General features: G+C 64.9%; 10 protein-coding genes. 8 read left to right on the forward strand and 2 right to left on the reverse strand.

Annotated elements, in window-relative coordinates:
* Nucleotides 1–51: 51 nt before the first annotated feature.
* The 7 genes from clpB (at nucleotide 52) to fbaA (ending at nucleotide 8,824) form a co-directional block, all read left to right on the forward strand.
* The gene (clpB, locus tag RAE09_RS08115) at nucleotides 52–2,607 is read left to right on the forward strand and encodes an ATP-dependent chaperone ClpB (RefSeq protein WP_316981433.1); all 2,556 of its coding nucleotides are present in this window, start codon (nucleotides 52–54) and stop codon (nucleotides 2,605–2,607) included.
* Nucleotides 2,608–2,663: 56 nt separating this feature from the next.
* A complete protein-coding gene (locus RAE09_RS08120) occupies nucleotides 2,664–3,521 on the forward strand; it encodes a sulfurtransferase (protein WP_200435568.1) in 858 nt (285 codons plus the stop codon).
* Nucleotides 3,522–3,616: 95 nt separating this feature from the next.
* Nucleotides 3,617–5,053 (forward strand): type III secretion system chaperone family protein, encoded by a 1,437-nt coding sequence (locus RAE09_RS08125; protein ID WP_316981434.1) that lies wholly within the window; start codon nucleotides 3,617–3,619, stop codon nucleotides 5,051–5,053.
* Nucleotides 5,054–5,108: 55 nt separating this feature from the next.
* A complete protein-coding gene (gene pyrE / locus RAE09_RS08130; RefSeq protein ID WP_005325539.1) occupies nucleotides 5,109–5,699 on the forward strand; it encodes an orotate phosphoribosyltransferase in 591 nt (196 codons plus the stop codon).
* A complete protein-coding gene (locus RAE09_RS08135) occupies nucleotides 5,686–6,399 on the forward strand; it encodes a TrmH family RNA methyltransferase (protein WP_297553045.1) in 714 nt (237 codons plus the stop codon). Before pyrE ends, RAE09_RS08135 begins: the two co-directional genes overlap by 14 nt.
* Nucleotides 6,400–6,453: 54 nt before the next feature.
* Complete coding sequence (locus RAE09_RS08140) at nucleotides 6,454–7,644, forward strand: glycoside hydrolase family 76 protein (RefSeq protein WP_316981435.1); 1,191 nt, start codon at nucleotides 6,454–6,456, stop codon at nucleotides 7,642–7,644.
* A gap of 145 nt (nucleotides 7,645–7,789) precedes the next feature.
* Nucleotides 7,790–8,824: a class II fructose-bisphosphate aldolase gene (gene fbaA / locus RAE09_RS08145; protein WP_316981436.1), complete on the forward strand. Its 1,035-nt coding sequence runs from the start codon at nucleotides 7,790–7,792 to the stop codon at nucleotides 8,822–8,824.
* Nucleotides 8,825–8,973: 149 nt separating this feature from the next.
* Here the strand turns inward: fbaA and RAE09_RS08150 are convergent, their stop codons facing one another.
* The gene (locus RAE09_RS08150; protein ID WP_316981437.1) at nucleotides 8,974–10,083 is read right to left on the reverse strand and encodes an HNH endonuclease signature motif containing protein; all 1,110 of its coding nucleotides are present in this window, start codon (nucleotides 10,081–10,083) and stop codon (nucleotides 8,974–8,976) included.
* A gap of 165 nt (nucleotides 10,084–10,248) precedes the next feature.
* On the opposite strand from RAE09_RS08150, the gene RAE09_RS08155 reads away from it, so the two are divergent.
* Nucleotides 10,249–11,448: an FUSC family protein gene (locus tag RAE09_RS08155; RefSeq protein ID WP_316981438.1), complete on the forward strand. Its 1,200-nt coding sequence runs from the start codon at nucleotides 10,249–10,251 to the stop codon at nucleotides 11,446–11,448.
* Nucleotides 11,449–11,482: 34 nt separating this feature from the next.
* Here the strand turns inward: RAE09_RS08155 and RAE09_RS08160 are convergent.
* The coding region (locus tag RAE09_RS08160) for a hypothetical protein (protein ID WP_316981439.1) at nucleotides 11,483–12,131 on the reverse strand (649 nt) is incomplete at its 5' end.

The raw sequence follows: 12,131 nt of genomic DNA on the forward strand, positions 1-12,131 counted from the left end.
TAAGTGAAGCCCTACAGTGGGTGAATAGATCTTAGAAGGAGCAACGCACACATGAACTCATTTAACCCCACCACTAAAACACAAGAGGCCCTGCAGGACGCCCTGCAAACCGCCTCTTCTAATGGAAACCCGGATATCCGCCCGGCTCACCTGCTGGCGGCAATCCTCAGCCAGGACGGCGGAATCGCCGCTCCGGTTCTTAAGGCCACCGGCGTAGATCCGGATACTGTGCTCAAGGAAGCCCGCGAGCTTGTTGATTCTTATCCCAAGGCCGAGGGCGCCAATATGGCCAACCCGCAATTTAACCGCGACGGCCTCAACGTCCTAACGAAGTCGCAGGAGCTGGCCGGCGAGCTTGGAGATGAATTCGTTTCCACCGAGGTTCTGCTGGCTGCCATCGCCGGCTCCAAGACCGATGCTGCCGAGCTGCTTACCGGCCGCGGTGCTACTTATGACGCCATCAAGGGCGCTTTCCCTTCCGTGCGCGGTGCTGCCAAGGTAACCTCCGAGAATCCGGAGGACCAATTCCAGGCCTTGGAAAAGTACGCCACTGACCTCACCGCTCGCGCCCGCGAAGGCAAGATCGACCCGGTCATCGGCCGTGATCAGGAAATTCGCCGCGTGGTCCAGGTGCTCAGCCGCCGCACGAAGAATAACCCGGTGCTCATTGGCGAGCCCGGCGTGGGCAAGACCGCCATCGTGGAAGGCTTGGCCCGCCGCATCGTGGCTGGCGATGTCCCCGAGTCCCTCAAGGGAAAGACCCTCATCAGCCTGGACTTGGGCTCCATGGTCGCTGGCGCTAAGTACCGCGGTGAATTCGAGGAGCGCTTAAAGGCCGTGCTCGATGAGATTAAATCCTCCGAGGGCGAGATCATCACCTTCATCGATGAGCTGCACACCATCGTCGGCGCCGGCGCTACCGGTGACGGCTCCATGGACGCCGGCAACATGATCAAGCCCATGCTGGCCCGCGGCGAGCTGCGCTTGGTGGGCGCCACCACCCTGGACGAGTACCGCAAGTACATCGAAAAGGACGCCGCCCTCGAGCGCCGCTTCCAGCAGGTCTACGCCGCCGAGCCTTCCGTGGAAGACACCATCGGCATCCTGCGTGGACTGAAGGAACGCTACGAGGTGCATCACGGCGTGCGCATCATGGACTCCGCGCTGGTATCGGCCGCCGAGCTATCCAACCGCTACATCACCAACCGCTTCCTGCCGGATAAGGCCATCGACCTCGTCGATGAAGCAGGCTCCCGCCTGCGCATGGAGATCGACTCCTCCCCGCAGGAGATCGACGAGCTTGAGCGCATCGTTCGCCGCATGGAGATCGAAGAGCTGGCGTTGAAGAAGGAATCTGACGCCGCCTCCCAGGATCGCCTGGCTACCCTGCAAGGCGAGCTCGCGGACCAGCGCGAGAAGCTCGGCGAGCTCAAGGCCCGCTGGGCCAACGAGAAGAAGGCCATCGATGATGTCCAAAACATCAAGGAAGAACTCGATGACCTGCGCCGCCAAGCCGAAATTGCCGAGCGTGACGGCGACCTCGCACTGGCCTCTGAGATCAACTACGGCAAGATTCCACCGCTGGAAAAGGATCTCGCGGCCGCGGAGGTCAAGGCCGCCGAGCAGCGCAATACGATGCTCGATGAGGAGGTAAGCCCGGACACCATCGCGGAGGTCGTTTCCGCCTGGACCGGCATCCCGGCCGGCAAGATGTTGCAGGGCGAGACCGAGAAGCTGCTCAACATGGAATCCGTGCTGGGCAACCGCGTGGTCGGCCAGAAGGAAGCCGTCACCGCGGTTTCGGACGCCGTTCGCCGCTCCCGCGCGGGCGTGGCCGACCCCAACCGCCCGACCGGTTCCTTCCTCTTCCTCGGCCCCACCGGTGTGGGCAAGACCGAGCTCGCGAAGGCCTTGGCGGACTTCCTCTTCGACGATGAATCCGCCATGGTGCGCATCGATATGTCCGAGTACGGCGAGAAGCACTCCGTTTCCCGCCTCGTCGGTGCCCCTCCGGGATACGTCGGCCACGAGGCCGGTGGCCAGCTCACCGAGGCCGTGCGCCGCCGCCCTTACACGCTCGTGCTTTTCGACGAGGTAGAAAAGGCCCACCCCGACGTCTTCGACGTCCTCCTGCAGGTCCTGGATGAAGGCCGGCTTACCGACGGCCAAGGACGCACCGTCGACTTCCGCAATACCGTCATCATCCTGACCTCCAACCTGGGCGCCGGCGGCACCCGCGAGGAGACCATGGACGCGGTGAAGAAGGCCTTCAAGCCCGAATTCATCAACCGCCTCGATGATGTGGTTATGTTCGAGCCCCTGTCGGAGGATCTCCTGCGCGGAATCGTCGACATCCAACTGCGCGGCCTGTCCGAGCGCCTCGACGCCCGCCGCCTGACCCTGCAGGTCTCGGATTCCGCCAAGTCCTGGCTCGCCGAGCGCGGCTACGACCCGGCCTACGGCGCCCGCCCGTTGCGCCGCACCATCCAGCAGGCCATTGGTGACAAGCTCGCCAAGAAGCTACTGGCCGGCGATATCGTTGATGGCGACACCGTCCACGTGGACGTCGCCGATGGCGGCGCCGAACTAGACATCGCCGCGCGCTAGTCGGCCGCGCAGCGCCCGCCGCGCCAAATCCTGCTCATGCCCCTAGACTCGGGGGCATGAGCATTTTGGTCTCCCCACAAGAACTCCGCGAATCCATTTATCACGGCGAGCGTTTCACCCTCTTGGCCACCCACTGGCAGCCGCAGCTGCGCCAGAGCTACAACGAATTCACCTCCCTGCACATCCCGACGGCGCTGTTTAGCGATACCGCCAATTCCTTCGCCGGCCTGCCCGGCTCCCAGGTAGGCCGCAACCCGCTGCCGGATCCGGATAAGCTGCAGGAGCACTTCCGCCAGTGGGGAATCCGCGAGGACCGCCCCGTCGTGGTCTATGACGAAGGCCGTGGCCTTTTCGCCGGCCGCGCCTGGTGGACCTTGCGCTGGGCCGGCCTGGACAACGTCCGCATCCTCGACGGCGGCTTGGCCAATTGGCGCCACCTGGGCTATACCACGCTGACCGGCCCCGGCAACTTCGCCGTCGGTGCCACCGCCGAGGTCAACCCCGGCCAGATGCCCGTGGCCACCATCGATGACGTGCGCAATCACGATGGCCTGCTCATCGATACCCGCACCCGCAACCGCTTCGCCGGCCGCCGCGAGAACCTCGACCTCAAGGCCGGCCACATTCCCGGCGCCGTCAACGTGCCAGAGCGCCTGTTCCACAACGATGGCCTGCGCACCTGGAAGTCCGCGGGCGAAATCCGTGAAGTGCTTTTCGACGCCGGCCTCACCCCCGACAACGTCCAAGGCGCCATCATCTACTCCGGTTCCGGCAACCACTCCGCCCTCGCCCTTGCCGCCATGGAAGACGCCGGCTTCACCGGCCTGCGCCACTATGTCGGCGGCTGGTCCCAGTGGTCCGCCAACCCCCAAAACCCGGTGGAGCGCGGCGACCGCTTCACCGTCAACGGCTAACCGCCCCAGCCCGCCCCCTCGCCTTCGCCCTCAGCCTTCCGCGTCCGCGCGCCGAGCGCTGGGGGCTTGCTCATTCCTACTACTATCGTGGGGTGATGGCTTTTCTAATCCTTGCTTTTGCGGTTCTTCTCGGCATTGCCGGCGGTGCCCTGCTGCTTTACGACGGCAAACAGCGCACCTCCACCCCTACACCCTCCGCCGACGCAGACCCCAGCTCCGCGACTCCCACCCCCGCGGATCCCACTCCCGCGGACACCGAGCGCGCGGACGCCGCCCCCGCAGATCCCACTCCGACGGACTCCGCATCCACCGATGCCGCGCCCGAAAGCGTCGCCTCGGCCGAGCCTGCCGATTCGGCCACCCCAGCCACCGAAGCAGCTGTGCCAGCTCCCGCGCCGGAACCCACACCCGAGCCCGTGACCGAGACCCCGGCCCAGCAAGAATCTGAGCCAACCGACGAACCCGAGCCGGCCCCCGAGCACGAACCGACCCGCGAACCGGAGCACCGGCCGAGCCACGAGTCCGCGAGCGAGCACCCCGCGCCTTCCAAGCCACACGCACGCCACCGGCCGATCCTGCCAGGAACCATGCGCCGCGAGCGCCGCAATTGGGCGGAAGCCAAGGGATTTGAATTCATGAAGGCCGACCCTTACCTCGTAGACGAATGGACTAGGGGAGTGGCCTCCACGGGAGCGGCTCCCAAAGACATTGTCGCCGGCAATGTGTACGGCCACGAGATGCTGTTGATGGATATCGACGGCGTCAACGTCATGGCCATGCGCACCGGAGCGGCCTCCGACATGGTCGTGGATTTCCGTCGCTTCGACCGCGACGACGCTAAGGCCTCCGAGGACCTGCTGTTGGCCATGACCATCGAGGGTTTCGATGTGTATTCCTCGGATAGCGCCGTGACCGAGCGCATGGTGGATGAGCGCGTCCACGTCGCCCTGCAACAAATGCCCGAAACCGTTACCGCACTGTGGATGGAAACGGAGTGGGTCTTGGCGCAGACCACGAAGCAGGCGCGCTCCGCGGAATGGGACGCGATGCTGCCGCCTCTCGCCCTGCTTGCCGACGCCGCCCGCGTCCTCCCACCGCGTTCCTCGGCCACCCACGTGGTGCGCCTTGAGGAATTGGACCCAGCGCGCGAGATTCCCGCCCAGCCCATCGTCGAGGCCGTCGGCGGCACGCCGGCCGCAGGCGCGCCCGAATTCGAGCGTCCCGTCATCCAGCGCCCGGAAGAGCCGTTGCAGATGCCGTCTCGGGCCTACTCTGAAACCCGCGGGCCAGTCGAGCACAGCGCCCTCGGCGGCGACGAAGTAGACGCCATTGCCGACGGCCGCGAGCGCCCCAACCCCGATTCTCATACCGCCCGCCTGCCGCGCCAGCAGTTCCGCGCCGCCTCCATCTTCGACAGCCCCTCCGCCGACTCCACCACCGACGGCCCCCGCGCGGCCGACCCCAACCCAGTCGACCCCAACCCGGCCAGCGAGTCCGCGGCCGAGGAATCGGACCCGCGCCGGGGAGAGTAGCCTAGAGTCCGATACCGGCGGCCGGCCGCCGCCCACGAACCACGACAAGGAGCAGATGACTGTGGATTCTCACACCACCAACGCCCAGAACGCGCATGCCCAAAACCTGGACGCCGAGAAGAAGGCCCGCCTCGCAGAACTAGTCAAGGAACTGGCCGTCGTCCACGGCAAGGTGACCCTATCCTCGGGCAAGGAAGCTGACTACTACGTGGATCTCCGCCGCGCTACCTTGCACCACGAGGCTTCCCGCCTCATCGGCGCCCTGCTGCGCGAGCTGACCGCAGATTGGGATTTCGCGGCCGTCGGTGGCCTGACCCTCGGCGCCGACCCGGTTGCTACCTCCATTATGCATGCCGAAGGCCGCGATATCGACGCCTTCGTCGTGCGCAAAGAAGCCAAGAAGCACGGCATGCAGCGCCGCATCGAGGGCGCAGACGTAGAAGGCAAGAAGGTTCTTGTCGTAGAAGACACCACCACTACCGGTAACTCCCCGCTGACCGCCGTGGCCGCGCTGCGCGAGGCCGGCGCCGAGGTCGTGGGCGTAGCCACTGTCGTGGACCGCGAGACCGGTGCTGGCGACGTCATCGCCGCAGAAGGCCTCGAGTACCGCTCCCTGCTGGGCCTGGGCGACCTTGACCTCGCCTAACGCAGATAGCGCGGCCGACCAGACCAAGCCGGACGAGGCCAAACCGGACGAGGCCAAGGGGCCGACCGAGTGGAACGAGGGCCGCCATGGCGTAGGTCCCTGGGAAGGTCCGCTGCCGCAAGGACCGGAGGCCGCGAAGTACGATCCGGAGCTGCTCGCCGAAGGCGACCGTCGCAACGTCGTCGACGCCTACCGCTACTGGAGCAGGGAAGCGATCAAAGAGGACATCGATAAGCGCCGGCATAGCCTGCACATCGCCATCGAGAACTTCGAAAACGACGCCAATATCGGCACCGTCGTGCGCACCGCCAACGCCTTCGCTGTCGATACCGTGCACATCGTCGGCCGGCGGCGGTGGAATCGCCGCGGGGCAATGGTCACGGATAGGTACCAGCACTTGATGCACCACGAGAGCGTCGAGAAGCTTATTGCGTGGGCGGCCGAGGAGGGCCTTACCGTCGTTGCCATCGACAACACCCCCGGTTGCGTGCCCCTGGAAACGGCCGAGCTACCGGAGCGCAGCCTGCTGCTATTCGGCCAGGAAGGCCCCGGCGTGACGCAAGCGGCCCAGGATGCCGCGGTGATGACCTGCTCCATCGCCCAATTTGGCTCCACCCGCTCCATCAACGCGGGTGTCGCGGCCGGCATCGCCATGCACGCCTGGATCCGCCAGCACGCCGATCTGGCAAATTCCTGGTAGGAAGATCGTTACACTAGCTATATCTACCCGTGCGACTGGAGTGATTGAGGAATCGTGGAAGAAAAGTGGGCCCACCGCGCCGAACTCGCAGAGGCCGCCATCAACGAGCGCCACGCGCACTCCGTATGGGGCCTGCCGCGCACCAATCTTGCCGTGGTCAGCTGGCCGCCCACCACGAAGGAAAAGCTCTTTGTCCACTGGCACTACTGGTGGCAGGCCCACTACCTGGACTGCCTCGTTGATGCGGCGCTGCGCAATAACACCAAGGTGCGCCGCCACCGCATCTATGACACCTTGCGCGGCATTCGCATCCGCAACCTCGCGCAGCTGACCAAGAATAAGTACTACGACGACAAGGCCTGGCTCGCGCTGGCCTTCGGTCGCGTGGAAGGCTTGAAGAAGGCAAAGACGCCGAAGCGGCTGGCGGCCCTGCAGCGCAATATCCACGAAGGCCTCGATGAAACGCTGGGCGTGCTGCCGTGGCGCTTGGGCGAGAATTTCATGAACGTGCCCTCCAATGGCCCGGGCGCCATCATGCTCGCGCGGATGGGGCGCATTGAGGAAGCGCGCCGCATCGTTGACTGGATCTATGACCACCTGCTTGATGACGACGGCTACATCATGGACGGCGTGCGCATGCGCATGGACGGCCCTGAGGTGGTAAAAAACATCCACCCCTACTGCCAGGGCGTAGTGCTGGGCGCGTGCCTGGAAATCGTGCTGGCGCTGCGGGAAAAGGTCGGCGTGGGCGATTTGGAACAGATCGACAGCGTGCAGGAGGCCGAGATGGCTTCCGAGATGATGGATTACATCATCCGCATTCGGGGCTTGGTGCAGACCGTGGCCTCGGGCATGGCTACGCCTTCCGGCGTAGTGGACTGGGAGACCGGCGATGGTGACGGTGGCCTGTTTAAAGGCATTTTGATGCGCTATCTTGCCGACGTCGCCGTGCGCCTGCCTGGCGATTCCCCCGCCAACCGTGCGACGAAGAAGCTGGCCGCGCGCATGGTGGTGGCCTCGGCCGAATCGGTGTGGGAACACCGCCTCGAGGTCGACGGCCTGCCGATTTTCGGATCCGACTGGTTGTCCGATGCGCGCCTGCCGCATAACTACGGCTTCGGCCGGCGCACCATGAGTGAGAAGGTCGGCATCATTCGCGTAGATGAGCGCGATTTGTCCGTGCAGCTTTCCGGCTGGATGCTGATGGAGGCTTGCGCCCGCGTCGCGCGAAATATGGCTAAATAGCCCTCGCCTGTCGGGGTGGATTGGTCCCGGAAATGACCGGGTTGAAAATGTCACACGGTTTTTGCGGCAGAATTTCCGTGAAACGGGCATACTTGGCTGTTGGAACGTGTTTGACCACAAACCCACTTTTTAAGGATGGAAACTCATGCCAATTGCAACCCCTGAGGTCTATAACGAGATGCTGGATACCGCGAAGAAGAACGGCTTCGCGTTCCCAGCAATCAACTGCACCTCATCTGAGACCATTAACGCAGCTCTGAAGGGCTTTGCTGAGGCCGAGTCCGACGGCATCATCCAGTTCTCCACCGGCGGTGCCGCCTTCGGCTCCGGCCTGGCACTTAAGGACAAGGTCAAGGGTGCTCAGGCACTGGCCGCATTCGCTCATGAGGCCGCCAAGCACTACGGCGTGAATATCGCGCTGCACACCGACCACTGCCAGAAGGAAGTACTCGATGAGTTCGTCCGCCCGCTGCTGGCCATCTCCCAGGAGCGCGTCGACCGCGGTGAGAACCCGCTGTTCCAGTCCCACATGTGGGACGGCTCCGCTATCCCCATCGACGAGAACCTGGTCATCGCCCAGGAGCTGCTGGAAAAGGCTAAGAACGCGCACGTCATCCTCGAGGCCGAAATTGGCGTCGTCGGCGGCGAAGAGGACGGCGTCCAGGCCAAGGCGGGCGCTAACCTCTACACCTCCCCTGAGGACTTTGAAAAGACCATCGATGCCCTAGGCACCGGCGAGAAGGGCCGCTACATGCTGGCTGCTACTTTCGGCAACGTGCACGGCGTTTACAAGCCAGGCAACGTGAAGCTGCGCCCAGAGGTCCTGCTCGAGGGCCAGAAGGTGGCACAGAAGAAGCTCGGCCTGGGTGAGGACGAGTACGCCTTCGACTTCGTCTTCCACGGTGGCTCCGGCTCCGAGAAGGAAAAGATCGAAGAGGCCCTGGGCTACGGCGTCATCAAGATGAACGTGGACACCGATACCCAGTACGCCTTCACCAACCCGATTGCTCGCCACATGATGACGAATTACGATGGCGTCTTCAAGATTGACGGCGAGGTTGGCAACAAGAAGGCCTACGACCCACGCTCCTACCTGAAGAAGGCAGAGCAGAGCATGTCCGAGCGCGTCATCGAGTCTTGCCAGGACCTGCACTCCGTGGGCAAGTCCATCTCCAAGTAATTTGGCCACCATGTTCTAAGTTGAGGCAGTCTCGCATATAGGCATGCCGAATGAGCCGCTTCCCCGCGTGGGAGGCGGCTTTTTCGTACTTTCGGCCGGGGCGGCTCCGGACCGGGTCTGGGCGGCGACTCGGTGAGCGGCCGGCGCAGTTAGGGGTTGCCTGTGGAGCTGGCGCTGGAGCTGGGGCTGGGGTTGGGGTTGTGGTTAGGGGCCGGGTTTGGCGGCCTAGCGGGGCTGGGGACGAAGCGTGGGGTGTTGCTCCACGGTGGTATCCAGGCGACGCGGCCATCGATGCGCACCATGCGGCCGCGTTCCGTGGGCCGGGAGGGGTCATCTTGGTTGACGGCGTTGTGGTGCGCGCACAAGGTGACCAGATTTTCTTGGTTGGTGGGCCCGCCGGCGGACCAGGCGGTGAGGTGGTGGACTTGGGCGTCGTCGGCAGGCGTATTGCAGCCCGGCCAGGCGCACACGGGATGCTCGGCCGCGGCGAGCATGCGCTGTTTCCACGTGGCCATGCGCTCGGTGCGGTACAGGTTCACCGGACCGTGCTCCGGGTGGACCAGGCTGACGTAGCCGCGCTGGGCTAAGGCGCGAGCGACGAGCTGCGCGCCGGTCATGCGGGCGCCGTTGGTGAGATGGAGGGTGATATCGGAGGCGTCGGCAGGCGCGGCGACGATGCGGTCGAGCTGGTCCAGCGTGAGGATGACGTTGGTGTGCACGGCCGGCAGCGCGCCGGGGTTGCCTTCGAGGAGAACCTTCTTGGCGGCGGCGAGGGGATCATCTTTGTTGACGGAGGAGAGCACGCCCTTGATATCGGCGATATCGGTGGGATCGGCGGTAATCGAGATGGTGTGGGGGCCGTCGGGGCGGCGGGTATAGCGCACGCCGGGCTCGGGGCGACGGGGAGGATTGAGCTGCTTGAGGAGCTTCTTGGCCACGGAGGGGATGAGGCGGGCCTCGGTGCGGCACAGTTCTAGGCGCAAGTCCCAGGCACGGTTGGTATCGCGCACGCGGCGGGTATAGGACTCAATGCTATCGAGTGTGGCGAGGTCGTGAGCGCGGGTGCGGGCGGCGTCGCGGGCGAGGCGCTGCTTGCGGGTATTGGACGTGCGGCCGAAGTAGACGTGTTGCAGGCGGGCGAGCTGGGTAGCCAAAAGGGGGCTGGCTCCGGCCTTGAGGAGTGAGTCTTCGGAGCAGCCCTGAAATTCGGCGACGAGGTCGACGCCGCGGCGGCATAGCAAGAGAAATTCGGTGTTCACACGGCCGAAGCTAAAGGGCACGCGAGGACCGAACAAGTGGTGCGCGGCCGGGAAGGGCGAAATTGTGGATAGGTGGGGGAAAAGGGGGCGTCGGCAAGAGCTATCCACAGGCCAGCCGACGGCCGAGATGCGCGGGGACGGCGGCGATGGTAGGGGCGGTCTTCTATGCTGGAAGTCATGTCGGAAGCGAAGGAAAGAGTCTCAACGCGGGAAAAGCTGCGGGTGATTGACCGCTCGGTGCTCTCGCGGGTAAACCGCATCCGCGCGCGGTTTGTCTACATCGTCCAGGCGACCATTGGTGCGGCGCTCGCGTACTGGGTGGCCGGCGATGTGGTGGGGCACCCGCAGCCGTTCTTTGCGCCGATTTCTGCGGTCATCATTCTGGGGATGTCCGGTGGGGACAGGATGAAAAAGGCGCTGGAGATGTCGATTGGCGGCATCATTGGCGTGGCAGTGGGCGACCTGCTTTTCCAGATTGTGGGGCAGGGGCCGTTCCAGATCTTCTTCATTGTGGGCGCGGGCCTGGTGGTGGGCTCGTTTTTGACCAAGTCGCCGCTGGTGACCAACCAGATTGTCTTTGGCGCGATTTTGATCGCCACGATTTTCCCACCCACGGAGGGCCCGGGCGGCCTGCACCGCGCGATTGACGCGATGATTGGCTCGGGCATTGGCCTTATCACCATTGCGCTGATTCCCAATTCCCCGTTGGTGGAGGCGCGGCGCGAGGTGTCGAAGGTGCTTAAAGTTGCCTCGAGCATTCTTGCCGACGTCACTTATGGCATCCGCCACCAAGACCCCGCCGTCATCCGCGACGCGCGCGAGGCGGTGCGCGGTACGCAAGATAGCGTCAATACCCTGCTGAGCGCGGCGCAATCGGGCAGGGAGGCCTCGGAAGTCTCGCCGCTGCTGTGGGCGTCGCGGCGCAGCATTCGCTCGCTGGAGCGCATCCTGTTGCCGGTGGATAACGCGGTCCGCGGCGTGCGCGTGCTTTCCCGCCAGGCGCTGGGCCTAACGGAGGATCGCGACAAGGTTTCGGACGAGCAGGTGGAGTTGCTCGATGAGCTTTCTGAAATCATGCTCGCCGGGAGTGAGCTCTACGGCCAAGGCAAACAGCACGGGCACGACGAAGCGATTGAGATTCCGGACCTCGTGCAGCGACTGCGCATCGTGGGAGGGCGCGCCGGAATGGACATCATCGACAAGGATGGGACGCTATCGGCCTACATGATTTTGGGCCAGACGCGCTCCATTGTGGTCGACATGCTCATGGTCTGCGGGCTCTCGCGTGAGTCGGCCGTGGCGCACCTCGTGCCGACGTCGCAGCATCCGGCCTATCCGCCGGAGGTGTGGGGGCGCGACGACTAACGTCGTCGCGCGGAAGCAAGGACGTCGCGCGGGGTTAAGGGCGGACTATCTGGAGATCGCGCAGGTGGCGGTAGAAGGTCACGCGGGTCACCGGCCGCTTGTGGGGGACCGAATCGACGATGACACGTAGCTGTGGGCCGCCGGCCTGAACGGCGCGGCCGGTGCGTACGGATTCGGGGTCGAGCTGGCCTGGCTTGCGCAGCAGCGAGCGCAGGCGGCCCTGTGACTCGACGGGGGAGGTGGCGCGGGCGGCAAGGATGCCGGGGGCGTCGGTCATCGGGACGAGGCGTGCGCCGAAGGTTTTGGGTGAAGTGGCGGCTAGGGTGTGGTCGTCGATGATGACTTCGCCGGTGAAAGAGCCATTTGCGGTATCTGAGATGGTGGCGGAGCCGGCGACGGCGAGGCCGGAGTCGTTGCGGATGAGCGGCGCGGGGCGGACTGGGGCGGTGCGGGCGAAGTCGAGGGCCTCGGCCGAGTCGGTTGGAAGTCCCCAGTTCTGCGCGGCCGCGGACGGGGTGGAGGCTGCGGTTGAGGGGACGGGGATGAAAGCGACCTCGGCCCAGAGACGGTCGGAGCGCATGAGGCGGGTGAGCACGGCCGAGAGGGCGGCGTCAGAGCCGGCGACGACGATTCGGGCGGGCTCTACTAGGTGTGGGGCCTGTGGGGCTGGTTCGGGGGCGCCG

The sequence above is a fragment of the Corynebacterium tuberculostearicum genome, assembly GCF_032821615.1.
Classification (GTDB): Bacteria; Actinomycetota; Actinomycetes; order Mycobacteriales; family Mycobacteriaceae; genus Corynebacterium; species Corynebacterium tuberculostearicum_H.

Excerpts from the sequence above, each read along its gene's own strand:
- clpB (WP_316981433.1), top strand. The coding sequence starts at position 52 with ATGAACTCATTTAACCCCACCACTAAAACACAAGAGGCCCTGCAGGAC.
- RAE09_RS08120 (WP_200435568.1), top strand. The coding sequence starts at position 2,664 with ATGAGCATTTTGGTCTCCCCACAAGAACTCCGCGAATCCATTTATCAC.
- RAE09_RS08125 (WP_316981434.1), top strand. The coding sequence starts at position 3,617 with ATGGCTTTTCTAATCCTTGCTTTTGCGGTTCTTCTCGGCATTGCCGGC.
- pyrE (WP_005325539.1), top strand. The coding sequence starts at position 5,109 with ATGACTGTGGATTCTCACACCACCAACGCCCAGAACGCGCATGCCCAA.
- fbaA (WP_316981436.1), top strand. The coding sequence starts at position 7,790 with ATGCCAATTGCAACCCCTGAGGTCTATAACGAGATGCTGGATACCGCG.
- RAE09_RS08155 (WP_316981438.1), top strand. The coding sequence starts at position 10,249 with ATGCTGGAAGTCATGTCGGAAGCGAAGGAAAGAGTCTCAACGCGGGAA.